The sequence below is a fragment of the Bacillus gobiensis genome, assembly GCF_001278705.1.
Taxonomy (GTDB): Bacteria; Bacillota; Bacilli; order Bacillales; family Bacillaceae; genus Bacillus; species Bacillus gobiensis.
Window position 1 is genome coordinate 3,845,037 of record NZ_CP012600.1, and the last position, 24,969, is coordinate 3,870,005.

The window sequence follows — 24,969 nt, forward strand, 5'->3', positions numbered from 1 at the left end:
GAGAGGGGGAAAGAAAGATGCAATTCTTATTATTCTATTAATACGAGCTTGAAATAGAAGCTCGTATCGATCCTAGCTATCGATACGAAATAATAAATTTCGGAGGTAGCGAATATGGAACAAATATGTTTTGAATTAGAAAATGTCGAAGTGACATATTTAGATAAAGAAGTATTAAAGATTGAACGATTAGCTGTACATCAATTTGACCGGATTGGCATCGTCGGGAAAAACGGTGCAGGGAAAAGCACGTTATTAAAGCTGCTTGCTGGTAAAATTCAACCGACAAGTGGAAAAGTTAATTGTTACGTAGAGCAAGGTTATTTTGAGCAGCTTGAAGCTCCTGCAGTTGCAGAAGCTGATGCGGCGTTACTCGGAAGACTGGGAGTTCCGAAAAATTCTGATCAGTTAAGCGGCGGGGAGCAAACAAGGCTGAAGCTTGCACAATTGTTTACGCATTATTACGAGGCGTTACTAATCGATGAGCCGACAACACACTTGGATCAAGGCGGTATTACTTTCTTACTTGATGAATTACGATATTACTACGGAGCACTTGTGTTGATTAGTCATGACCGCGCTGTCCTAGATGAGCTCGTCACAACGATTTGGGAAGTACGTGACGGCAAAATTCAGGTTTATACCGGCAATTACAGCGAATACATGAAACAGAAGCAGCTAGAACGTGATCAACAGAGCCAAGCTCATGAACAATTCATCAAAGAAAAAAGCCGACTTGAAAAAGCAGTACAAGAAAAAATGAAAAAAGCTGAAAAAATCACTCAAGCAGGAAGTATGTCGAAAAAAGAAGCGAATGCAAAACCGTACAAGTCGTTTATGACGAAATCGAAAGGCACGAGCCAAAAAGCCGTACAGCGCGCCGCAAAAGCGATTGAACAGCGAATGGAAAAACTCCAGGAAGTCGAAGCCGTACAGGCGGAAAAGAAAATCATGTTTCGCCAATCAAAAGCATTGGAATTGCATAATAAGTTTCCGGTTATGGCGGACCGATTAACTCTTCAAGTTGAGGATAAAGTGTTATTGGACGAAGTGAGCTTCCAGCTGCTTGGCAAAAAAATAGCGATTTCAGGTGCAAATGGCAGTGGTAAAAGTACATTGCTTCACCATATTGCAAATGGCGAGGCTGGTTTAACCATTTCACCAAAAGCAAAAATCGGTTATTTCCGCCAAATGAGCTATCAATTTTCAAGTGATGAATCGGTACTGCAATTTGTAAAAAATCGCTCAGAATATGATGAAGGATTTCTAAGAAGTGTTTTACATTCGATGCAGTTTGTCGGTACTGATTTGCAAAAAAGTGTAAAGTCATTGAGTGGTGGAGAAGCGATACGCCTCCAACTTTGTCACCTGTTCTTAGGGGAATATAACATTCTATTGTTAGACGAACCTACCAATTTCTTGGATATTCATGCGATTGAAGCATTAGAGCGGTTTATCGCTGCATATGAAGGAACGATTGTATTTGTCTCTCATGATCAAGCGTTCATAAAAAATGTTGCAGACCTGCAGTATCGTATTTTTGCGGAAACATTGAATCAAGTGTGATTGAAGTTGTCTGAATCAATTAAAAGCTAAAGCATACCTAAAGGGAGATTAATAAGAAATAAAAGCGAAGGCCGCCTTTGACAAGGCGGTCTTCTTGCTTGATATAAACTTAAGATAAATGTAAACGCTTTAAAAATATTCGTAATATTTTCAATTTGCTTTTATATTCCATTGACTTACTTTTGCATTGCGTTATATTATATATCGTATAATGTTAGAAATCCTTACAAGGAGTTGCGTTATTATGAAAAAGATTGAAGTGATAATAAGACCCGAAAAGCTCACTGAGACGATTAAAGGGCTAAAAAATATAGGTATTACTGGTTTTACAGTATCTCAGGTAGTCGGACGAGGAAAACAAAAGGATACCCAGGGAGTTTACCGTGGGAAAAACTATAAAGTGACTCTTCATCCAAAAGTGAAACTGGAGATTGTCCTTTCGGATCATATGGTCAAGCCAACGATTGATACCATTATTGATTCTGCCCAAACAGAAGAAGCGGGCGACGGTAAAATTTATGTTTATCCGATATTTGAAGCCTATAACATTCGAACAGGCACAAAAGACTTTGATATTGATGACGTAGTTAATCTGGGAGGGTAACTTTTATGGAACTTATCTATTTAAACACCGTATGGATTGTTATCGCTGCGGCAATGGTATTGTTCATGGAGGGTGGCTTTAGTTTACTGGAGGCTGGTTTTGTTCGAACGAAAAATGCAGTCAATGTAACTATGAAAATATTTGTCGATTTGACAGTGGGAGTCTTAGCATTTTGGTTAGTTGGATTTGGAATTATGTATGGGCAAGATGCTTTTGGATTGATTGGTACGACTTTATTTGGAAGTCCGGAAAAGATTGCTCTTTCGATTGAATTACCAAGTGCTGCTTATGTATTGTTTCAAATCGGATTTGCAGTAGCTTGTATTTCTATTGTGTCAGGTGCCGTTGCTGAACGTATGAATTTTAAAGCTTATGTATTAACAGCAGCACTTATTTGTCTCATCATTTATCCTCTATCAGGTCATTGGATCTGGAACAGTGATGGTTGGTTAGCGCAATTAGGAATGAAGGATTTTGCTGGTTCGGCTACGATTCATGCGGTAGGTGGATTTATTGCTTTTGCAATGGCAAAACTGCTGGGACCGAGAAATGGAAGATTTAATTCAGATGGCAGTGCCAATGTATTTGCACCCAGCAACATTCCATTAGCTTCTGCAGGAGCGTTTATTTTATGGTTCGGCTGGTTTGCCTTTAATGCAGGAAGCACATTAGATGCTTCTAACACTAGTCTTGCATCGATTGCCCTGAACACAATGCTGGCAGGAGCAAGTGGAGGAACGGCTGCCCTGTTTATGACGTTGAAGAAATTCGGGAAAGCTGATCCGAGTATGACCATTAATGGCGTGTTAGCAGGCTTGGTGGCGATAACTGCCGGATGTGCTTTCGTCTCTCATTTGAGTGCGATTGTCATCGGTGCAATCGGCGGTCTAATTGTGATCTTTGCGACTTTATTAGTAGATCAGCTCAAAGTGGATGATCCAGTGGGAGCAGTCGCTGTACATGGATTTACTGGCGTATTCGGAACCATTGCAGTTGGATTGTTCGATACATCTGAAGGTCTTTTCATGACGGGGAATGCTTCTCTTCTATTAATACAAGTATTAGGTGCAGCCGTAGTAGTTGTTTGGGGTCTTGTCGGCGGTACGATTGTTGCGAAAGTATGTGAAAAGACAGTCGGTTTCCGAGCAAGTGAACGTGAAGAGGAAGAAGGTCTGGATATGTCATATCATGGAATTCCAGCTTATAATGAATTAGAACGGTTCACAGATTTGCCGTCCAATTTATACGATTTTGAAGAAACAACAGGTATCACGGTTGCTCCTGATGATACGAAAGAAAATGCCGGGTAAGTTAATTTTAAATCTAGTAAAATAACTAATACTAAAATTGAGCTTTAGATTTAAGTTTACGGCGTCTCTACTAAAAGTAGAGACGCTTTTTTGCCGTAGATTGAAACTTGAAGCGTTGGTGTTCGTAGGATATAAAAGAGCATGCGTGGTCGGACGTACGATTACCATAAAATACCTGAAATTAAGGGTGGTTAATATGATAAAAAATAAAAAAATGATATATTTTGCTCTCATTTTTTTATTGCATCTATGGCGTTAAATTTCCCTTTTCCGCACGAAAGTCCTTATGGTGAGGCAGTTGTTGAGGTGCTGAATATACCTGTTCAGACAGATGATGGATTACAATTTGTTGGAGTTGTCTCATTAATACTTTTGATTACGGGTTTATTTTTACTGGCGAAATCATTAGAAAAATATCATGGGCGAATCGTATTGATTGCTATTATTATCTCAATTTTTGCACCGTCGATGATTGCCGGTTCCTATCAAAGAACATTTGCAACAGGCATTTACGCTGTTTCCTATGACCGTGGCCTAAGTAATTGTGGCTTTGATATGATTAATGAAAGAACATTACACGGGGAATGTGAGCTTACTTTTGATAATTACAGTAGAAATGATGTGGGGTTCACTGTTGAATTTTATGAAAATAAAAATGATTATCCAATGGTCTCGCTCTTGAATAACAATGCGCCTTATGAGGTGAAGTTAAAAGCAAATGCGAGAAAACATGTGAAGATCGAATCTAATATAGATGTGTCGAATACAGAAAACCACATTGATAATGGCAGTGCAAGAAACGTGGATATTATTATTAAGTCGGGAGAAAAAAGCAGAAAATTATGAGGGGAATCCTTAACTTGATCTAAATGGAGACATGTACTATGGAATTAAGAGACTATATTAACAATATCTTTCCCGGGCTCGTTTTAAAGCAAGTCTTTATCATCAATGGGATTTAGGTATTCATTTTGAATTCGCTCAGGGTCTCTCCCCATTTAAAAGCGGAACAGACGAACTAAACTCAGACTATTTTAATCAAGTATATCATCAAGCATTGTCACTTTTTCATGATATTTTCTCAGCTGATGATAAAATTCTATTTGTATCAAATATCTATCAGAATAGGAATCATGCAAAAAGAAGTAAAAAGAAAGTCAAAATCTATAACCATTACATAAAAAATAAAAATGTCCTGTTTCGTTTGAAGCAAGAAACTCTTCCCTATATGTTTGATGATGAAGATGATGCTGAGTCGTATTGTACCTGCCAATTTTCTTTAGAATGCCGCAAACAAGATATACGAGATCCTTTGCTGAAAGCAATTTGTAACCAGGATTTCCAGTCATTAAAGCCAAGATTTAATGACTTAAATTATCCAGATGAATTTTTTATTAACGTTACGAAAGGTGTTATCTTTTTTATTTATGATGATAGAGGGTGTGAAGTCATAGCGAATGACATAGAGACGATACGACCGTTATATGAGAAATACACGAATTGGGTTGATGAATATTATCGTGAGGAGATTAATCAACGTTTTAAATAATCTTTCTGCTTATAGGTTTTGAAATAATCTTAAAAGCGAGGTATTTCAAATGAATCCAAGGATAAAGGAATTAATTGATTATGCAAAATCAAAGTTTAGATTAGATAACTACTATTTAAAAACACATAGTTTCGATCGGAACGTAAACATTTTCAATGATACGCTATATACACTATGTATGGAGTGGTTTCCTAATCACGTACTTGAACAAGAGGATGGTTAGAAGGTACAGCAGTTATTTGTATTGACGTGAAAAGCCGTAAATTTAAGAGTGTTATTTTTGTCCGAGGTAAGTCTTATGCAGATGATGAGGCATTTTCTAATCTTCATAAAAACGACATTATTAAATGGATTGAGCAGGAAACAGGGTTAGCGTATGGTCGCCAATTTCAACTGGAAAAAGAAGAAAAGGGGAGGCTGTTTTTTAAAGAATGTATAGATGGTGCGGCTGTTTCTCCTTCAGGGTCAATTGAAATTGAATTTGATCAGGAAGGGAAGCTCACCTTTTTCTCTGTTCATGGTCAGTTTCCTTCTAAAGAAAAAGTAAAAGAAGAGACCAATTCACTTTCCCTTGAAATGGTAGAACATATGGCAAAAGAACAATTGAAATTGATTGAATTTCCTTCATTTAAACAGAAAAGGTTATTTCCCGTTTACGCGGTGGAAGAAATTTATGTCATGAATGACCAGACATCGACCATTCCGTTTGAACTTATTGTAGATATAAAGTCACTTTTGAAAATAGACCAAATCATTCAATGGGATACGCCGTTAAATAAACCGTTTGATAGAAAAGAGATTAACTTGATTGAGGATGTGACAGCAGAACAAGCATTTTCATATGAACCATCTCCTGAATCATTTCCAATAACAAAGGTAGAACAAGAGAAGTGTGTAATGGCAGTGAGAGACTTTTTACGTCAGGAATTTCCTAACGATACTGGAAAATGGATACTAAAGACTTTACATCGAGAGAATGGCTTTATCCATGCAACTTTGAGAGCAACTAATCAAGACATTCGTGTATTTCAGAGAAAACTTCTGGTCATGATTGATGCACAGAGCATCCAAGTATTAAATTACATGGACAACAAACTGATGTGGGAATTTCTTGATCAATTTCTACCACCTGAAAAAGTAACAATAGATATAGAAGAAGCGTATGAAAAAATCAAAGAATTATATGAGCTAACACCAATCTACGTCTACGACTTTAAACAAAAACAATATGTTTTATGCGGAAAATTAGATTGTCAATATGGGGTCAACGCAGGAAACGGTGATGTAATTACATTAGATGACTTGTAGTTTTATTGATTTAGAAGGATAGAGTGGCCGTTGTATTTTTGGAGAGTAACGAAGTATGATCCAGTTAATAGGGATGCTGATAGGACTTTTTCCCAGAATGAGGGTATATTTATGTCAAGAAACTTTGGCACAAATATACCCTCAAATTTTGATAACAAAATTAATAAAGCGTTTTCTTTAATTAGAAATGACAGGTTGAAATGTGATTGTATTGCTTCAAAGTATAAAAACCCTATTTTGAATAGCTCTTCAAATGACTTCCTTTTTATATATATCGATTCCGAATAACTTTCAATATATGTTTTATGAACTTTTATCATGGGTACGCTACAAATATACCTTAAATTTTAGTTAAAAAGGAGCGGTAGTTATGTCTGATCTTAAAAATCCATTAACACAGTATTTTCACGATGAATTCCCTGAACAGTACCAAGAACCACCTGGATTACAAGGACAAATGAATCCTCTGCCAGACTGCGGTGAAAAGAGTTACAAAGGTTCTGGAAAACTAAATGGCAGGAAGGCTCTTGTGACTGGTGGTGATTCTGGTATTGGACGTGCTGCTGCTATTGCTTATGCCCGAGAAGGAGCAGATGTCGCGATCAATTATTTACCGGTAGAAGAGCCTGATGCTGAGGAAGTAAAAAATCTGATTGAAGCCGAAGGGCAAAAAGCAGTCCTCATACCTGGTGATTTGAGCGATGAAACCTTCTGTAAGGATTTAGTTGAAAAAGCAAATGCTGAACTCGGCGGATTAGATATATTAGCATTAGTTGCTGGTAAACAACAAGCCGTAGAGAATATCGCTGATCTTTCAACTGAACAAATCGAAAAAACCTTTGCCATTAATGTTTTCTCGCTATACTGGGTAGTGAAAGCTGCGTTACCGCATTTACCTGAAGGTGCTTCTATTATCACAACATCTTCAGTAGAAGGTTACAATCCAAGCCCAATGCTATTAGACTACGCAGTTACCAAGAAAGCCATTATTGGATTTACCCAAGCACTAGGCGGTCAATTAGCTTCCAAAGGAATCCGGGTAAATTCCGTAGCTCCTGGACCGTTTTGGACACCGCTACAAATTTCAGGAGGCCAGCCAAGTGAAAATATCCCGAAATTTGGTAAAAGCACACCGCCTACCCCACAAAAACGCGCGGGTCAGCCAGTGGAATTAGCAGGTATATACGTTTTCTTAGCTTCTGAAGCTGCAAGCTATGTTACAGGTCAAGTTTACAGTGCAACTGGAGGAACTGTCACCGCATAAGCAATTAATGAAGGAGCTGTCATATTTAACATATGTGACAGCTCCTTCTCTTTTTTTAGATAGTATTTAAGGTTTGCAAGCGGCGCTGAAAACATGGGACTTTTCCAATAATAGTTGCAATGACATCCTATTTTAAATATACTGTAATTAGTTGCAATGACATCCTATTGGAGGTGATGTTTTAGTGGACAACAATAAGATTAAGCTTTCAAGCGAGAGCGCTGGGGCGCCGCCTGGCATGTACATTTCTGCTATTTACCGTCATATGCAAATCCTAATTTCTGCTCAGCTTCAGCCATATCGAATTGGAAGCGGGCAGTATATTTTCTTGTTAACGATTGCGAGAAAAGAAGGGATTTCGCAAAAAGCGTTAAGCGAGAAGCTTCTAATTGACAAGACAACGACGGCAAAGGCGATTAAAAAACTGGAGGCAGAAGGGTATGTAAAAAGGGAAACAGATCCCGCCGATAAGCGTTATAGCTTACTTTACTTGACGGAATCAGGTAGAGCGGTTTTACCGAAGGTTCAGGCAACATTGCATGATATCAGTAGAAAAAGCCGGACTGGCATGGATGACGAGGAATATAAGCTTATGCTTTCTCTGCTGAAAAAGATGCTGAACAACGTTAGCGAACAGGTTCGCCAAAGGGAGAAGGAGCTATAAGAGCTATCAATAGAATCAAGGGATGGGCAAACATTTTTCAAGACAAAGGGGTGTGAACAGATATGAAAAGACCATTTGAAGTGGATTCTACGGAATACCCATTCAAGGATCATTGGCTGCCTTATCGCGACGGATACGTTCATTACATTGACGAAGGACAAGGGCCGACAGTTCTTCTCCTTCATGGGAATCCCACTTGGTCTTACCTCTATCGAAATATAATTAAGGAACTGCGCAGCGATTTTCGTCTTATCGCTTTAGATTACCCGGGGTTTGGTATGTCAAAAGCACCTTCCAACTATCGTTTTACGCCACAAGAGCAATCGGATGCAGTCAATGATTTTATTCGTCGTTTGGACCTAAAGAATTTTGTTTTAGTAGTCCAGGATTGGGGAGGACCGATCGGATTTAACTACGCGGTTCGGAACAGGGAAAACTTACGCGGCATCGTCTTAATGAACACCTGGGCCTGGCCTGCGACTCTTCTGCCAATGAAGATTTTTTCTATGGCGATGGGGGGATTGCCCTTCGGATACTTGCTTCAGACTCAGCGAAACTTCTTCGCCAAAACCATTGTTCCACACGGGATTTACCATTCTGACAAAGTCACGGAAAATTTGAGAAAGGCATATACCGATCCTTTCCCAACACCTAAATCAAGAATACAAACATGGATCTTCCCCAGACAGATTCGGAAAGCCCGATCTTGGCTCGCGGAAATTGAATCTAAACTACCCGAGCTATCTGATTTACCCGCCCAAATCCTCTGGGGTATGAAAGATAGCGCAGGTTTTCCGCTTGAAGAAATGGAAAAATGGCAGAGATACCTCAAAATGAATGAAACCGAGCCACTGAGTGACGCCTCTCACTACGTGCAAGAGGATCGACCAGATAGAGTGGCAGCTTCGATTCGAAGAGTTCTTGAAAGAACGTCGTGATATGAAGGAGGTGAGGCTGAATAATCACGTTTTCTGTAAGGTAACTTTGTATATTTATATTAGAAAAATAGGAGGAGTAATATGAAAACAATTCTTTGGGCAACATTAACTGCTAACGGTAACTATGCGCAGTCCAGCCCAGAAAATCCGCCCAAAAAGGAAGTGTTAGACGATTTTGCAACCCAAGCCAAAGCTGTTGGTAACTTCATCGTTGGACGCCGGACGTTCGAGGGAGTGCAGGTGGAGGAGGGCCTTCTCCGTTTGCCGATCTTGACATTGTTGTTCTCTCTAAGAGTGTCAAAGAAATTCCTGGAGTAAAGGTTGTAGAGTCCCCGCAAGACGCCTTAAACTACTTACAAGAAAAAGGACATAGAACAGCCCTTCTAACGGGCGGTGCTGATCTGCACAATGCTTTTTTGGAGCAAGGACTAGTTGACGAAGTAATATTCAATGTTGCGCCTGTTTTGGAGGGGAAGGGACTCAACCTTTTGCTTGATACAGCCAACTACCAATATAAGGATGTTCAGTTGTTGGATTTCAAGTCCCTTGGCGGCGGTGTCGTTCAGTTGCACTACTCGGTAAGTCATTAATAATTCTATTTCGATAAAAATGTCCAATACCCATATCAGGATGCCTCAGCGGCTAAGAATAACATCCGACTCCTAAATGTACAGGTAGTCGGTTATTTGTGTTCAAAATAATTTTTTAAGTGTACAAGTTCACTATCGTCCTTCATAGTCAGGGGACTAACCCCAAGCTTTCAAAATGCAGATGACTAAAATACGGTGAATTTTATATAATTTTAGAAAAATAAGTGATAGAGTTCATTCTTTATGTTACGTTCTTATTATGATGAGAGAGTAGATTTCTTTTATTAATATTATCTAAACAAAAACAAGAAGTTTGTATGATATAAATAATGACTTGGAAGTTTTTATTAAATACAATGAAAGAAACAACATAAAACTTTTTATTCTGAATATTAGATTTTCTAGTTAGCTTATAAGTGAAAAATTTTGTGTGCTTAATGAAGTAAGCTACTTAGAAAGAGGGGAAGATATGGTTAAAATTATATTAGATTGTGATACGGGAATAGACGACGCACTAGCAATTGGTTATGCAATAAATTCACCTGAAATTGAATTGCTGGGCATCACTGCTTGTTATGGGATGGCACCAGTAGACTATACTTTTCGCAACACAAAAACAATTTTGTCTATGTTAAATAGTAACGTTGGTGTTTGGAGAGGATCTGAGAAGCCTCTTATACTAGAAAAGGAATATGATGGTAAAATTCATGGAATGGATGGGTTAGGAAATATGTTAGGGTCAGTTAAAGAATATGATCTAGAAGATTGTCCTTCCACGCATGCCGTAGATTATATAATAGAACAGATTCATAAATTTAAAAAAGAATTAACTCTGGTTGTAACAGGGCCTTTAACTAACTTAGCTAAGGCTGTCAAAAAAGATCCGGAAATTGTTCAACTAGTTGGAAGGGTAGTAACAATGGGAGGGGCTCTGACTACTCCAGGCAATGTTAGTAAATATGCAGAGGCAAATTATAGAATTGATCCTCATGCAGCAGATTTTGTATTTAAATCCGATTTGCCTATAACTATGGTTGGTTTAGATGTAACGAGAAAAACTTTATTGACTGAAGAGGATGTTGGAAAATGGAGAAGTAAGGATACTGAAGTTTCTGGTTTTTTCGCTGATTTTACTCAGTTCTATCTAGATGCTTATAAAGAACTACATCCTTATTTAAAGGGATGTGCTTTACATGATCCATTGGCAGTTGGAGTAGCTAAATTTCCTGATTTAGTGAAAACAATACCGATCCATATTCAAATAGATACAGAGGAAGATGGAATAGGGAGAACGATTGAAGATTTATATCGAAAAACCCCGGATACGCCTAATACAGAAGTTTGTATCCAAGTAGATACTGAAAAATTTATGAATGATTTCTTTAAGTGTATCATCTGAATTTTAATCAATTTTAGGCATGGGTAGTTAAGAGAAAAAGATAAGCTTAAGATGTTTGTAGAAACAAGTGCATCTCGAGGATAACCATAAAGTACTCCCTTATAAGAAGAGGCGTTTTGGCTAATAAATAATAGTGACTTGAAAGGGAAAATTTCTGTACCTTTTTTAACAAAGAATGGTGAATATAAGTGGGAAGATGATGATGGAATTTATTTGCTTTATGAATACATTGATGGAGTAACAATTGGTGATCAAGCCCTAACCGAGGATCAAGTTTGCCAACTCTCAGAAATCATAACAGAGCTTCATTTATTTGGAGAAGAAATACCAATTCACACGAATTCTGTGAAAGAAGATTTTTATGTACCATTTTTGCAACAGCTGAGGAATACATTGGACAAGGATTATGGAGATATCCCAAATGATGTAAGGGAAATAGTGGCTCCCCCACACATTGAACAAATTAATCATCTGATTGATACTGTTGAAAAGCTGTCTTTATGTTTGAAAAACAGTCATTTAAGAATGGTCTTGTACCACACAGACCTTCACAATTGGAATCTTATGCAATCAGAACAACAACTGATTTTGATCGATTGGGAAGGGTTGAAATTAGCCCCCGTTGAAGCTGATTTAATGTTCTTAATAGACAAGCCATACTATGATATATTTTCAAGCATCTATCAGAAATCCCATAAGAATTATAAAATCAACTCCAATGCTATGCAGTTTTACAAAGGAAGACGTAAATTGGAGGATATATGGGAATTTATTGAACAACTTTCATTTGACAAACAAGATACACAGGAAAGAGCTAGAATCATAAACTATTTAATAGAAGAACTGAATGATGTTTGAGAATGAAAGAAGAACTGAATGATGTTTGAGAATGAACTGCACCTTTCATTCCATCAATGCTACTTTTTTATAAAATCGGTTTTTTCAGCCAAACTTTACTTCAAACTACATATTAAAACACTTTCCTATTAGTTGATAAAATTAATAAACTATGGCAGTCTAATTAGATATTGATCTTTACTTAACTTATGAGGATGTTGAAATCGTTGGACAAAGAACAAATAAATTGCATCGAATCAGCTCATAGTGCCGTTCAACTTTTAAAGGGAAAATGGACTTATTATGTGATTATAGAGTTACTAATGAATGATATAAAAAGATTTAACCAACTAAAGAGTTCCTTAGGTAATGTAAACACGAAAGCATTAACGGATACCCTTCGATTTTTGGAAGGGAAAGGTATGCTTATCCGTACGGTTTATCCTACTGTTCCTGCAACAGTAGAATATGAACTTACACTAAAGGGGAAAGATTTTGGAAGGATACTTCAACAAATGAAGGACTGGAATGATAAATGGGAGATAAAAGAATAAAACCCACTTTTCTGCACAATGAAAAGTGGGTTTATTCTTTTATATTGCAGGATTATTAATGTAATCAAGAAGTATTTTATGATGTACAATCTTCCAAGTATCGTTAAATTTTTTTAATTTCGTTTGATAGTATCCACTTTCCCTAGGAGTAATCGAACCTCCTCTTGGTGTATCTTTATCCACTAACTCATTATTTGCTTGAACTGAAAACATGACGAACTGAGCATCAATTGTTGCCTCATTTTCTTTAATTTCTACTATGCGATCCATCGTAGCATGATGGCTCCAGCCACCTTCAGGATGGTCTGGCATTAGTGTTTTAAATAGTTGTACTAGTTCAGCAGCTCCTGTCATCTCTCCTACTTTAACTCGTTGATTATTGTAGTTATCATAAGTTTCTATTAAGGCATCTTCTGTAAATAAGAGAGCTAAAGATTCACCGTCTCTTGCATCAGTAGCTCTAACATATCTTGATAACAAATTGTTTACTGCAGTTTCTTCTGTCATCGACTTGTCCCTCCTAAGAGATAAATAAATACGATATTTGATATTACATTTATAAAATATATCAACATGAAAACACGTTTCAAAGAAGGCAAATTTTTAACCTAACTTTATAATAGTAAAGCTAAGTGTAGCGAATAGTATTGAGAAGTTAAAAGAATTTATGCTTTGAAAGCAAGAATCAGGCTGCCGTTTACATCGGCAGCCTGATCCTATTTTGTTAATTTTCAGCAAAGCCTAACCCTAGATTATAAGCTTGCGTCAGCAGGTTTTCCGTATGTTCGGGTTTCCCGTCTAAAGTTTCATATAAAAATTCAACCTTTGAATTCGGAATGCCTGCGTAATTAGCCAAAGAAACATTGAGGAAATGAGAGATCATTTTGTCGTATTGCCTTTTCTCCAGATGCTCAGGTGAAGCACCAGCCAGACTAAGCCACAATACTTTCTGGTGATGAAGCTTGCTTGAGCCATACGCAAAACCGTAGTTCCATACGCGATCAATATACCCTTTAAGCATGGCAGGCATGGAGTACCACCAAAGCGGGAAAATATACGCGAGCGCATCGTGCTACTTCATTCGTTCGATCTCAGCTTCAACTTCAGGAGAATATTTTTTATTAGCATTAGTCCAATCAGGTTCGTCAGCTTCTCGTAATACTGGATCAAAGCCGCTGCGATGCAGATCCAACACCTCTGTATCGTGACCTGCGTCTGTAAGACCTTGTACAAATCGATCCGCAGCCGCAAAGGTCAAAGAGTTTGTTCTGGGATGCGTGACAACCGTTAATACTTTCATTTTAGTACACACCTTCCTCTTTGCCGAGTAGGTTCCGCAACCTTGTCGAGATAGTGGGCGCCTCTTGGCTGTTTTTTTGTCAAATCAAATTCTAAAGCATGACACTAGTGTTAATGTCAACAAAATTTTATGGCTAAGAGAAGTCCGAATAATTAAAATGGAGAAGAAGTAGTAGAGGGATTAAAAACCAAATTTATAAAGTTATAAAAGTTTATTATTAGGAGGTAAAATGCTGTTACATAAACTAAAGGTGTCTATAGCTACATATTGGATCTCATGTTTCATCGTATTTTTTATAATAAGTCCTACTGAGTTCGTGAACACTGATTTTCATTCAAGTAAGAGTATACTTGAAAGCTTCCTATTGGTATCTTATGTAATGTTTTTCGGTGTTTTTTCTATGCTTAGCCAATTGCATTATTTACTGAATTTCTAATTAAAAAACTACCTGAAAATAAGAAAGCATTAAAATTTATTGTTTATATTTTCTTTGCATTATTGTTCGCTATTATTTTTATTTTTTTATTATTTGGTATGAGCTTTTTTTCAATTTTAGTGGCATTCTTATATTTTATTGTGGATGAATTCTTACTAAAAGATAAAGAAAGTCGTATATATCAAATTACACTTCGTACATCATATATTATTTTTGTTATATTTTGGGGCTATTTATATTTAAATCTATGATAGAAAGTCAATTATCGTCTTGATTTAGACTTAAATGGCAAAAAGCTGAATATTCCGCGAAACAAACTCGTAAGTTCGTTATACATTTCATATATGTATTTTCTTATATGCGTTGAGGAAATAAGAATAAACACCTTCCAAGTTTAGGGAGGTGTTTATTGAAAAGTAGATTGTAATAGAAAACTATTAAGGTGCGTATCATCTTATTCCGTTCTTATCCCCCGCTTAACCCGAATAAAGGCAATGAATTCACATAATTCATCCGAATCCAACGGGACGTTATCTATCGAAAGATATTGTTTTTCATTATAAAGCATATCGGTGATTTCAATTGTAGGTTGACACTCGCGGCCGAATAAATGATCGATCGATACTTCAAATAGATTGGCAATTTGAATAAGAGCTTGTAATGGGGGACGTCGATACCCCGATTCATACCCGGCATAAGTACTTTTCGCAATCCCCAAACGGTCAGCCGCATCCTGCTGAGACCAATTATTCCTTTTTCTTAACTGTTCCAATTGTTTAAGCACGATTTTCTACCTCCGCTTGCTACATTATACCATGGCTCTTTTTTATCCAAAAGATAAAAGTACTCATTACGCGTACAAACATTGATTTTTTCACCGATTTAGACGTATAATGTACTCCATAAGAACACAATACGCGAATTTTTAATATATAGAAAGAGGTTCCTCATGAAAAAAATTCTACTCTTGGCTACAGGTGGAACTATTGCGTCAGTAACTAGTGATGATGGCCTTGTTCCTGGTTTATCTGCTACCGAATTGCGTCAATATTTTCAATATAATAATGATGACTCACCAGTTGACGTGACGTGTAAAATCTTGATGAATAAAGATAGTACCAATATGCAGCCTGAAAATTGGGTTGAAATTGCTGAGGCAATTGCTGTCCATTATGATGATTATGATAGTTTCATAATCACACACGGTACAGACACTTTAGGTTATACATCAGCTGCGCTGTCTTATATGCTTCAAAACTTAGGAAAACCTGTCATCCTAACAGGATCACAAGTTCCTTTAAGCTTTAAAAAGACAGATGCTAAAAAGAACGTCAGAGACGCGCTGCTTTTTGCCCAAGAAAATATAGGCGGTGTCTTTGTCGTGTTTGATGGCCGAGTCATTATCGGTACACGTGCTGTGAAAATTAGAACGAAAAGTTACGATGCTTTTGAAAGTATTAATTATCCGTATGTAGCATCAATAAACAATCAGACTGTGGAATACTATTGGAAACCGGAAAAAACGGATAAACCCTTTCAGATTGATACGAAATTATGTGCAGAAGTCTTTTTGTTAAAGCTTTATCCAGGTGTAAATCCTGACATTTTTGATTTTATTAAAATGAATTACAAAGGAGTCGTGATCGAGAGCTTTGGGAATGGCGGATTACCCTTTGAAGGACGAAACCTCCTCCCTAAAATTAAGGAATTAACAGAAGTCGGGATCGCTGTTTTAATATCCACTCAATGTTTGGAAGAAGGTCAGGATATCTATTTATATGAAGTAGGGCGAAAAGCTGCGAACTACAATATCATTGTTTCAGGCGATATGAACACTGAGGCTGTCATACCGAAACTGATGTGGGCATTAGGACAAGCGAATCAGCCGAAAGAAGTGAAACAGATTGTCGAAACACCAATCTGCTGTGATCTGTCAGAGGAATGGGATAGTTAATGGTGGGGAAGATTCTTAGATTTCTTATTTTTAATATTGGTATTTTTCTAGTCTCATTTAATATCTATCTTTTCCTTGCACCAAATGAGTTTGCTGCAGGTGGTTTAGGCGGCTTAACCATTGTGCTGCATTCTTTCTTTCCTAATCTGCCTATTGGCCTTTTGATGCTCATCTTAAATGTCATACTCTTTGCGATAGGGTTCTTTTTTCTTGGGTTTGAGGTTGGAATCAAAACTATTTACGCAAGTTTAGCTTCATCCCTCATGGTCTGGGGAATGGAGAATATATTTCAGCTTTCCGGTCCCATTTCGGATGATAAACTCATTCAAATTGTGATAGGTACCATCATTGCCGCATTTGGTTTGGTGATTGTATTCAGTCAGAACGCCTCAACAGGCGGAATGGATCTATTAGGAATGATTGTGAATAAATATTTCTCGGTTGATATTGGGAAATCAGTTCTTATGTTTGACTTTTCTATTGCTATTTTGTCCGTTGCTGCCTTTGGCTTAGAGAATAGTCTATATGCCATTTTTGGTATTGTTTTTCGTGGTGCCCTTATCGATTATTTTGCTAAACAATTCAGCAATCGAAAGGAAGCTGTAATTGTCAGCCAGCATTGTCATCAAATTAAGTCATTTATCACAAACGAATTAGGCATAGGTGCGACTGTTTATTCCGCAAAAGGCGCTTTCACCAACGAACAAAAAGAGGTGATTCATACCGTTGTAAATCGTCGCGAGTTTATGAAACTGAGAAAGTATATTAGTCGAATTGATGAGAGTGCATTTATCACAGTTCACGGAGATACCGAAGTAATTCATAACCAATTTAGGCACAGTACCTAGAGTTCTTATCATAAAAAAACCGCAGAAACAGCATGTCCATTATGCTGTGCTTCTGCGGTTTTTCAAATTGAAAATTTTTTGTCTTCCGCATAGATATGATGGCGGAAATTACAAACAGGAAATTTTCCGGATAGATTTCTCCTTTTACTTTCAGACGGATATTCAAGCCTGCTCGGGTGCTGTCAGCTTATCTAAGTCCTTGTCGTAAAGTGAATCCGGGTTATTTACACAATTCCCGCTAATGATCCAAATCAACTAGTAAGAGCATAAGTTAAATAGTCTAGTGCTAAAAAAAACAAAATAATGAGAAGTAATAATGAAATTTTAATTTTCTTTAAGGTGTAATTTAAATTTTTTGCCGAAATATATTAAAACACCTATAAGAAAAATAAAGGTTAGATTAGCAGGAACACTATTTTGAAAACTTAATAATTGTATTAGAAGAGAGGATAATAAAAATGCCAATATTATCAACGGGTACTTAAAACTTATTTTGGTGCTCATTTAATGCCCTCCTTATTTTAAGGTTTCAATAGTAAAGTTATAGTAGTTATCAAGATTCATGTTATTTGCATTTTTCACTTTAATATAATACTTACCTTTTTTCAATTTTGCAGAGAAATCTTCCCCCGTGTCAGAACCAAACTAAATATCTATCTTTAGAATCTATTTTAAAATTAATCCAAAAAAACCGCAGAAGCAGCATGTCCATTATGCTATCTTCTGCGGTTTTTCATTTAAACATTTTTTCGCTGCTACGAAGTATGATGGCGGATATCACTATTTTCTCCTTTTACTTTCAACCAGATATCCAAGCTAGCTCGAGTGCTGCTCGGTTATCTACGATCAGCTTATCCAAGTCGGTGTCATAAAGAGAATCGGGTACGTTATGCGAGAAAATCTCAAGCACGCAAGGACCTCGGTAGCCTGCATCATAGACACTGTGAAGAAGCTTGCCGGTAGGGATTTCTCCGGTTCCTACACTTCGCCGGTCGGCACTTGATTGTGGCGTCCGCCAATCGCTGACCTGCAGTAAGAAGACATGTTTTGGTTCAGACTTGATGCCCTCGATGAGGTGATCATCTTGCCAAACGTTCCATAGGTCAAGGCAAATGCCGACATTGTCCCTGTCGATCTCTTGAATAATATCCTGTGCCTGCTTGTAAGTCCAGATCGCTGTTTCCAAGTTGAGCAATATTGGGTTTAATGGTTCGAGTCCGATTTTTACTCCGTGGTAGTCGGCAATGCTGGCAAGCTCCTGGTGATCGGCTATGACCTGGCGGATCGTATCTGCCATGTTCCCTCCTGTTGCCGGTCCGGTATTCGTGACGAACACCGCACCTGGTGCATAAGGGGCGATGCGCTCAATCGATTGGCGGAAGCTTTTCAATCGCTCTTCGCGTCCAACAGGCTGGGGCTGATCTGCACTCGGTGTCATAGTCCGCACCTTCGGCTGAACTGAACTCACCGTTAAGCCGGCGTCAGCAAGAAGCTCCAGCTGGCTGCTCATACGATCTGGATCCAGTTTTGACTCGCATACCTCGATGGCTTCCACACCGAGCCGGGAATAGTGCGCCACATCCTCTTCAAAAGACCAAGGCTGAGTGCTAAATTCATTCACTCCATAATAAAAAGGGAATTTAGAAGGGTTCATCATATACCTCCTTCGTTAGACATGAATTGGATCACAGAATCGTTGAACTTTTCAGGTTCATCGAGGAACAGAGCGTGACTGCTGTGCTCGAAAAAGACTGTCTGGGCACTTGGAATATTCTCCCCGACCCAAGCAGGTCCCCGCCATGAGAAGACTTTGTCTTGACGCGCCACCATCACCAAACTCTGAAGGTTGATTTCGGGAATCAGGTCGCGCCAGTCATAACGGGTATGGTCGGACATAATCGCGTTCCGGGCAGATGCCGGTGCTTTTGCCATCTCAGCAAGCATTCTTTCCCGCTCATCCTGTGCTGGCTCAGTCTCCATGATTGTCTTGATCTGGTTTTTGTCAAAGTTAGAGGTATCCATTTCGACCTGCGCTTTAGTGTAAGCGAATGATGCGTCGTCATAGCAGGTTGCATGGGCATATTTCCAATCGAGCCCATAATACTGTCTGGGCGACTGCTCCACAAACACTGCCTGTTTAAGCCTTTCTGTCCCAAACAGCTCGAAATAACTCCAGATTACAGGGCAGCCCAGCGACCAGCCTAGAACCGTAACATCCTGTAGGTCAAGGGCAGCAAGAACATCATATAAGTCTCTTGCCAGCCGCGGCACCCGATATCCGTGTGAAGGCTTATCGGAGTTACCGTGCCCGCGAAGGTCAATTGTGATTACGCGTGCATGTTTTGCCAACGACTCAACATTTCTGTGGAAAAAACGGCCGGAAAAGCCCCATCCGTGGATCATCAGCAAGGGCCTGCCATTCCCCATCTCTTCATAATAAATGTTCGTGCCGTCGTTTGTTTCAATGGTCGGCATGTTAAAATCACCTGCTTTCTAATACTAATAAATGATAGCTTTGAACCATTAACACACAGCTACTCTACCCTGCGGTGTAGGTTGTTAAACGAAAACGGAGCTTAATACATTTTTCCCAGTGATTTGATGGAAGATTCATGAAAGTTTTCTCTTGCACCTCCAGTAGCGTTAGGTAGTATGATCGAAGTAACCTTGTGCTAACACAAAATGGATGGGGCATTGAAAATGAGCCATGGTAAAAATTATTCAATCGGTGAATTTTCTGAAAAGACGGGTACGTCCATTTGGACATTGCATTATTACGACGAGATTGGTTTGCTCAGAGCTGAAAAGTATCCCAGCTCGGGACATCGTATATATTCAGATCAAGATGTACTAACGCTGCAAAAGATTATCTGCCTCAAGTTTTTAGGATATAGTCTGGATGAAATAGGGGTTTTGATCAACAAGTCAAGCTTTGATTTAAGCTTGAACGAAACGTTGCTAATGCAAAAAAAGACGATGGAGGAACAAAAAGAGAATCTCGAGACTGCTTTAAGAGCGATTGGCCGAATCATGACTCTTTTAGAGGATGAAGGGGAGGTGGATAGCGCTATTTTAATGAGTTTAATCAATAATCTTCAGACGGAGAAGGAACAACGCTTGTTGCTTCGGCAGCATATGCCTAAGGAAGTTGTTGATCAGTTATTCGATAAGCCTGAAGAAGAATTGGTCGCATTAGATAAAGAATTTATCAATTTGTGCAAAAAAGTTAAACGGTTAATGGGAAAGCCCGTTCATGATCCAGAGGTACAAGAATTAGTATTTATACATATCAAGTCAAGCTTGGATTTTGTTGGTGAAGATGCGATGCGAGAATTCAGCGGATTGGAAATGACGAAAGCAGAAGAACTTGAAAACAAGTTTCCCTCTCCATTTTCAAAGGAAGAAGAAGAGTGGCAGCAAGTAATGGAATAATTTATGTCCCAGAATGACCTGGATGATCCCGATACGCATTAGCATTAGGGAGTTAGAGATTAGTGAAATAGACAATTGTCATGCAATTGTCTATTTTTGTCTGAATGATAGCCCATTTGTCTGCAAAGCAGTCCTAAGCTTAGGTAAAGAAGCGGATCCCATCCCGTGAAATTGTAAAATCTCTTTTTCACTATAGTTTGATAGCTGTTGTAAAGAGGTTATCCCATTGTTTTCTAATGCTCGTCTGGCTGGTGCTGAGAGAAGTGAAAGAAATCCACTTTCAGGTTTCCTTTCTTCCTCACAAACCGGGCAGGTCGGACAGTCGCTGCTCTTATAGTATTGGTGTCCTTTGTTGCAAGTTCTTAAACTTTTCTTTGAAGTTGTCATTTTAACTGCCTCCTTTTTCTTAAGAATTTTATTAGTTTTGACATGACTTCAGCTGATTTAGGAGGAATTAATTTTGTATTTTTTGTTCCTTCAATAAGTCAAAAAGCACATTGGCCATTATCTCCCCAGCCGTCTTAGGAGCAACCTTTCCTGGCAAACCTAGCGCCCACAATGCCTTAATTCCTTGTTTTTGGGCAAATTGAAAATCGGTTCCGCCAGGCTTGGAAGCAAGGTCGATGATCAATGTATGATCAGGCATTTTAGAAATTATGCTTGAAGTGAGTACCTGTTTTGGAATTGTATTAATACATATATCATTCGCAGAAACCTCTTTTTCAAGAGTGTCGAAGAAAAGCGGCTCTAATCCCATTTCAGTAATGCGGGCAGCATCAGCAGCGTTTCTTACGCATACTTTCACTTTTGCGCCGATAGAAGAAAAAGTACGTGCCACAGTCATTCCAACTCTGCCGAATCCTAACACCAAAAGGTTAGATCCATGGATCGTGACATCAGTATGTTCGATGGCGAGCTTCAATGCACCCTCGGCTGTAGGGATCGAATTTAAAATGGCAACATCATCTCTATCAAATATTGTGACCAGACTTCTATTGGTTGATTTCACTATGTCATCTAAGTATGGAGTGGAAATACCAGAGTACAGAACACAATGATTTTTAGTTTTAGATATGATTTCTTTAGTGATAAATACATCGTTTTGTGAGAAGCTTGCTTCAACTTTACCCTTTTCGTGTATACCTGAGACAGGTAAGATAATGCTGTCTACTATACTGAGATTGATGTCATCTATCTTTACTTTACTTGCGTTTTCGAACTCAGATGGTAAATCCTCAAAACCTGTCAGAAATACTCTTGCATCTGCTCCTGTTAGTTTCTTTATCAATTCGATATGTCTCGAATCGCCGCCTGCTATTAAAATATGCATGCCGTTTAACATATCTATTCCTCCTTTGAAGTTGAGTTTCTTCTATATAAAAATACAATTTCTTATTCAATACTATCAGCTGAATTCGCAATAAAAAAATTGCCTGGAACTTAGTTTATTATATTTCCAAAGTGGGTGGAAATATTTTAACAATGGTCGGATATATTTCAAGAATGGGACGATAAATCGGAAACTTGGGCTGATATCCCTTGCTGCTAGAGAGAAATCACTTTAATAAGGCAGGAAAGTCTTTGTAGAATAATATAAATATTGGTAAAATAAAAGGCGGAGAGCTGAAATTCTAAGGAGGAGAATGATGGAGTTTTTTGGTTGGATTTTAATTATTGCCATTGTAGTGATTACTATTTTAATTTTATCAAAGAATCAGCCGCGGATCAGAAGAGAAAAATACATTGGAGAATTCCAGTCAGAAATTCACAAATTAGAAGTGGAAGCCACCTCTTTAGTGGATAAAGAATTAATTCAAAGATTAGATAGGGCGCTGAGAAATGCTTATATGGAAAAAGTGAATACAGAATTTCGAATGAGGCATAGAAACTGGAGCCAAAAGAAGGTAAACGAGTACTGGAGAGAGCTTAAACGGTATTTTATCCTCGCGGCAGTGTTTAAAAAGGTGGAAATGTTTGATAAAAACGTTGATGAATTATGGCATCTTATGCTTGATTATGAGCAGGAATACCAGATGTTCAGCAATGGTTTCATCGGGAAGCATCTAAACCATAATCCTCATGGAGAGCCTGTTCACAAGCCGGAAGAGAGAAAAATTTGAGGTCATGTATATCCAATTATTTAAACTGGATTCTAAAACCCCTGCGATCTGGGGAAATTTTTTTAATGAAGGCGAAGGACGCACATTTGTCCAATCGATCACTTCAAGCTCTATGGAGGATTTAAAAAAGAAATATTTAGTTGATCAACCAATTCCGGAAGCGGAAAAGACGTTTGAAGCATTTATAGATCGTATAAAATCAGAAGCTAATAATAGTTTCTCTGCGATAAAAAGAAAAAGTAATAAATTTGAAGGATCGCGGGATGTGCCTATGGACTTAAGCCTTTTGTATTTCCTGTTTTTATCGGGTGAATTATCAGAAGAAGATACAGAGCTATTCAATTTAGGGACAGAGGAACAGATACAAGTTGCAGGTAATTCAATTTTTACAGGCGGTCATTCAGGTGATAACGATCATCATTCACATCATGATAGCTCCTGTTCCTCTTGCAGCAGCTGTTCTTCATAAATGTTTCGTTACTGAATCGTATTTCGCCAATATCTCATGAAGTATCCGCTTGATCTGACTGATTAGTTCAGGCGGATCTTTCACTGTGGCCTCATTTCCTAAGCCGATGAAAAACTTCGCTAAAAACGGTATATCATGCTTTGAAAAGCTACCCTCCAGCCAACCAGTGCCATCGTTGCGAGTGTTCAGTTTAGATGAAAGCCATATCTCAGACTCACACCTCCTGATACCTTCTTTGGTTAGTTCAGCATAAACGCTGATAGTCGCCTGATCCGCATGGAGAAACAGTTCCCTATTTTCTAAATTCACATGATGAAGATCGATCGACTCCGGAGTGGACGCTTCATTTATTGCTGAATGAATTCGGCCGCACCGGAATATACGAAAGTCACCTCGGCTGAAACAATAAGCTGGACAGTACCATAACCCGTTGCTTGCATAGATCCCAATCGGCTGTATTTGCCTGCTTGACTTTCCTTTTTTCGATTCGTATTCAATAAGAAGAACTTTTTGATATATGGCGGCTTCCAGCAGAATTGATAAATGGGGGGAAGTCAATTGTCTCATTGGAGTGAGAAAATCAACACGATTCTTCATTTGGTCAATCCGATCACGGACGTCACCAGGCATATAGTTATAAAATTTTTTCAATACAGAAGAGATTTCCGTTTCAAAAGGTATGAATAAATAGTGACGCAATGCATGAATCGCAAAAAATATGGAAACAGCCTCTTCCTCGGTAAAAGCGATGGGAGGAAGAATTCTTTCATTCAATACCTGGTAGCCGCCGTGAGGCCCCACTTCCGAATACAAAGGAACCCCTAACTCACTCAATTCCTGCAAATCTCGCAATATTGTCCTTGTTGATACACCAAACTCTTGGGCAAGCTCTTTGACTGTAAACTTCCTCTTTCTATTGATAGTCATCATCAATTCCAACAGCCTCTTCGATTTTGACATCACATGGCTCCTTTATTTTTTATTCATGACAATCTTTGTCACCATTATAAGCTATACTTTAAATGTAATCTAGCAGGTGAAAGGGGAGAGGCGCCTGCAATCTGCTGTGGAAATATTAGTGCTTAAATCAAAAATAAAACCTAAGGAGCTGTTTTATTATGACAACCCGATTAAATGCCTATATTATGCTGGAAGGAAACGCTAATGAAGCGATCCGATTTTATGAACATGCCTTGGATGCCAAACTTCTATTTAAACAAACATTTGGAGAGGCGCCGGAAGACCCTGGATTTCAAATAACTGAAGATATAAAAGATTACGTGGCGCATGCTGTTTTAAAAGTTGGTGAAACTGACCTTTTTGTCGCCGATCAATTGCCAAGTCAGCCTTTGCAAAGTGGAAATAAAGTGACTATCTGTATTACAACGAATGAAGTGGAAAATGCGAAAAAACTTTATGAATCATTGCAGCAAGGCGGCAAAGTAAACACACCCCTGCAAGAAGCCTATTTTAGCCCAGCTTACGGTGTGATAACAGACAAGTTTGGTATAGAATTTCAAATTTTCACGAAGAAAAGCTAAATGGATATTCCGATTATTAGAGCTCTGCCATAAAAAGCAGGGCTCATTTTAGTGCAATTTTTTAGTGAGTAACAGGCTTTTTTTCTAAAATATGTGAAACTTACAGACTAATTTCAAAATAACACACGAAATTTTCATGAATAAAGTCCTGTTTTTTGAACTAGATCTTTTCACCTGCTCTACTTGACGAAAATATTACAAAAAATATATCAATATCAAATCATGGAAACGATTACTTTGTTGTGAAGAGTTATGTTAAAACTATAGAGTTACTTAAGACATAGGG

27 protein-coding genes and 1 pseudogene are annotated in these 24,969 nt (G+C 38.2%); 20 read left to right on the top strand and 8 right to left on the bottom strand.

Going from position 1 to position 24,969, the window contains the following annotated elements; all coding sequences use genetic code 11:
- Positions 1-114 precede the first annotated feature (114 nt).
- From AM592_RS19320 to AM592_RS19380, 14 genes are all read left to right on the top strand, one after another.
- Complete coding sequence (locus AM592_RS19320) at positions 115-1,566, top strand: Msr family ABC-F type ribosomal protection protein (RefSeq protein WP_053605292.1); 1,452 nt, start codon at positions 115-117, stop codon at positions 1,564-1,566.
- A 244-nt stretch (positions 1,567-1,810) separates the two neighbouring features.
- Positions 1,811-2,170 carry a P-II family nitrogen regulator gene (locus AM592_RS19325; protein ID WP_053605293.1) on the top strand — a complete coding sequence of 120 codons (360 nt, stop codon included), beginning with the start codon at positions 1,811-1,813 and terminating at the stop codon, positions 2,168-2,170.
- 5 nt (positions 2,171-2,175) lie between these two features.
- Positions 2,176-3,480 carry an ammonium transporter gene (locus tag AM592_RS19330; protein WP_053605294.1) on the top strand — a complete coding sequence of 435 codons (1,305 nt, stop codon included), beginning with the start codon at positions 2,176-2,178 and terminating at the stop codon, positions 3,478-3,480.
- 306 nt (positions 3,481-3,786) lie between these two features.
- Positions 3,787-4,326: a hypothetical protein gene (locus AM592_RS19335; RefSeq protein ID WP_225970277.1), complete on the top strand. Its 540-nt coding sequence runs from the start codon at positions 3,787-3,789 to the stop codon at positions 4,324-4,326.
- Between the two features lie 118 nt (positions 4,327-4,444).
- A complete protein-coding gene (locus AM592_RS19340) occupies positions 4,445-5,029 on the top strand; it encodes a DUF3885 domain-containing protein (RefSeq protein ID WP_446680341.1) in 585 nt (194 codons plus the stop codon).
- A gap of 249 nt (positions 5,030-5,278) precedes the next feature.
- Positions 5,279-6,337, top strand: coding sequence for a hypothetical protein (locus AM592_RS19345; RefSeq protein ID WP_225970279.1), 1,059 nt, complete (start codon positions 5,279-5,281; stop codon positions 6,335-6,337).
- 370 nt (positions 6,338-6,707) lie between these two features.
- On the top strand, positions 6,708-7,601 hold the full coding sequence (locus tag AM592_RS19350) for an SDR family oxidoreductase (protein ID WP_053605295.1): 894 nt from the start codon (positions 6,708-6,710) through the stop codon (positions 7,599-7,601).
- Between the two features lie 184 nt (positions 7,602-7,785).
- Positions 7,786-8,265, top strand: a complete 480-nt coding sequence (locus AM592_RS19355) for a MarR family winged helix-turn-helix transcriptional regulator (RefSeq protein ID WP_225970280.1) — start codon at positions 7,786-7,788, stop codon at positions 8,263-8,265.
- 62 nt (positions 8,266-8,327) lie between these two features.
- Positions 8,328-9,203, top strand: coding sequence for an alpha/beta fold hydrolase (locus AM592_RS19360; RefSeq protein WP_053605296.1), 876 nt, complete (start codon positions 8,328-8,330; stop codon positions 9,201-9,203).
- 81 nt (positions 9,204-9,284) lie between these two features.
- Positions 9,285-9,521, top strand: coding sequence for a dihydrofolate reductase family protein (locus tag AM592_RS24810; RefSeq protein WP_225970281.1), 237 nt, complete (start codon positions 9,285-9,287; stop codon positions 9,519-9,521).
- Positions 9,509-9,793 carry a dihydrofolate reductase family protein gene (locus tag AM592_RS24815; protein ID WP_225970410.1) on the top strand — a complete coding sequence of 95 codons (285 nt, stop codon included), beginning with the start codon at positions 9,509-9,511 and terminating at the stop codon, positions 9,791-9,793. Before AM592_RS24810 ends, AM592_RS24815 begins: the two co-directional genes overlap by 13 nt.
- 469 nt (positions 9,794-10,262) lie before the next feature.
- Entirely contained in the window at positions 10,263-11,192 is a 930-nt protein-coding gene (locus tag AM592_RS19370; RefSeq protein ID WP_053605297.1) for a nucleoside hydrolase, read from the top strand.
- A gap of 138 nt (positions 11,193-11,330) precedes the next feature.
- Entirely contained in the window at positions 11,331-12,050 is a 720-nt protein-coding gene (locus AM592_RS19375; protein ID WP_053605298.1) for a phosphotransferase, read from the top strand.
- A 206-nt stretch (positions 12,051-12,256) separates the two neighbouring features.
- Positions 12,257-12,583: a winged helix-turn-helix transcriptional regulator gene (locus AM592_RS19380; protein ID WP_225970282.1), complete on the top strand. Its 327-nt coding sequence runs from the start codon at positions 12,257-12,259 to the stop codon at positions 12,581-12,583.
- A 39-nt stretch (positions 12,584-12,622) separates the two neighbouring features.
- Here AM592_RS19380 and AM592_RS19385 read toward each other — a convergent pair whose 3' ends face one another.
- The 3 genes and pseudogenes from AM592_RS19385 to AM592_RS19395 form a co-directional block, all read right to left on the bottom strand.
- Positions 12,623-13,090, bottom strand: coding sequence for a nuclear transport factor 2 family protein (locus tag AM592_RS19385; protein ID WP_053605299.1), 468 nt, complete (start codon positions 13,088-13,090; stop codon positions 12,623-12,625).
- Positions 13,091-13,307: 217 nt separating this feature from the next.
- Positions 13,308-13,883: pseudogene (locus AM592_RS19390) on the bottom strand (NAD(P)H oxidoreductase).
- Between the two features lie 890 nt (positions 13,884-14,773).
- Positions 14,774-15,103, bottom strand: coding sequence for a helix-turn-helix domain-containing protein (locus AM592_RS19395; protein WP_053605300.1), 330 nt, complete (start codon positions 15,101-15,103; stop codon positions 14,774-14,776).
- Between the two features lie 165 nt (positions 15,104-15,268).
- Here AM592_RS19395 and AM592_RS19400 point away from each other — a divergent pair, with 165 nt between their 5' ends.
- Together AM592_RS19400 and AM592_RS19405 are read left to right on the top strand one after the other, a co-directional pair.
- Entirely contained in the window at positions 15,269-16,273 is a 1,005-nt protein-coding gene (locus tag AM592_RS19400) for an asparaginase (RefSeq protein WP_053605301.1), read from the top strand.
- On the top strand, positions 16,273-17,121 hold the full coding sequence (locus tag AM592_RS19405; protein WP_053605302.1) for a YitT family protein: 849 nt from the start codon (positions 16,273-16,275) through the stop codon (positions 17,119-17,121). Before AM592_RS19400 ends, AM592_RS19405 begins: the two co-directional genes overlap by 1 nt.
- A 799-nt stretch (positions 17,122-17,920) precedes the next feature.
- Here the strand turns inward: AM592_RS19405 and AM592_RS19415 are convergent.
- Together AM592_RS19415 and AM592_RS19420 are read right to left on the bottom strand one after the other, a co-directional pair.
- Positions 17,921-18,775 carry a sugar phosphate isomerase/epimerase family protein gene (locus tag AM592_RS19415; RefSeq protein ID WP_053605304.1) on the bottom strand — a complete coding sequence of 285 codons (855 nt, stop codon included), beginning with the start codon at positions 18,773-18,775 and terminating at the stop codon, positions 17,921-17,923.
- Complete coding sequence (locus AM592_RS19420) at positions 18,775-19,596, bottom strand: alpha/beta fold hydrolase (RefSeq protein ID WP_053605305.1); 822 nt, start codon at positions 19,594-19,596, stop codon at positions 18,775-18,777. The genes AM592_RS19415 and AM592_RS19420 overlap by 1 nt, the downstream gene beginning before the upstream one ends.
- Before the next feature lie 225 nt (positions 19,597-19,821).
- Between AM592_RS19420 and AM592_RS19425 the strand changes: the two genes are divergently transcribed.
- Positions 19,822-20,553 (top strand): MerR family transcriptional regulator, encoded by a 732-nt coding sequence (locus AM592_RS19425; protein WP_053605306.1) that lies wholly within the window; start codon positions 19,822-19,824, stop codon positions 20,551-20,553.
- Positions 20,554-20,643: 90 nt separating this feature from the next.
- Here the strand turns inward: AM592_RS19425 and AM592_RS19430 are convergent, their stop codons facing one another.
- On the bottom strand, positions 20,644-20,940 hold the full coding sequence (locus AM592_RS19430) for an RNA polymerase alpha subunit C-terminal domain-containing protein (protein ID WP_053605307.1): 297 nt from the start codon (positions 20,938-20,940) through the stop codon (positions 20,644-20,646).
- 67 nt (positions 20,941-21,007) lie between these two features.
- Positions 21,008-21,895, bottom strand: coding sequence for a dipicolinate synthase subunit DpsA (dpsA, locus tag AM592_RS19435; protein WP_053605308.1), 888 nt, complete (start codon positions 21,893-21,895; stop codon positions 21,008-21,010).
- Between the two features lie 301 nt (positions 21,896-22,196).
- Here dpsA and AM592_RS19440 point away from each other — a divergent pair, with 301 nt between their 5' ends.
- Together AM592_RS19440 and AM592_RS19445 are read left to right on the top strand one after the other, a co-directional pair.
- Positions 22,197-22,673, top strand: a complete 477-nt coding sequence (locus AM592_RS19440) for a glycine-rich domain-containing protein (RefSeq protein ID WP_148564352.1) — start codon at positions 22,197-22,199, stop codon at positions 22,671-22,673.
- A 4-nt stretch (positions 22,674-22,677) separates the two neighbouring features.
- Complete coding sequence (locus AM592_RS19445; RefSeq protein WP_053605310.1) at positions 22,678-23,142, top strand: hypothetical protein; 465 nt, start codon at positions 22,678-22,680, stop codon at positions 23,140-23,142.
- Here AM592_RS19445 and AM592_RS19450 read toward each other — a convergent pair.
- Positions 23,137-24,102, bottom strand: a complete 966-nt coding sequence (locus AM592_RS19450; protein ID WP_053605311.1) for a helix-turn-helix transcriptional regulator — start codon at positions 24,100-24,102, stop codon at positions 23,137-23,139. The two genes, AM592_RS19445 and AM592_RS19450, sit on opposite strands and share 6 nt — an antisense overlap.
- Before the next feature lie 158 nt (positions 24,103-24,260).
- On the opposite strand from AM592_RS19450, the gene AM592_RS19455 reads away from it, so the two are divergent.
- Entirely contained in the window at positions 24,261-24,683 is a 423-nt protein-coding gene (locus AM592_RS19455; protein WP_053605312.1) for a VOC family protein, read from the top strand.
- Positions 24,684-24,969: the final 286 nt, after the last annotated feature.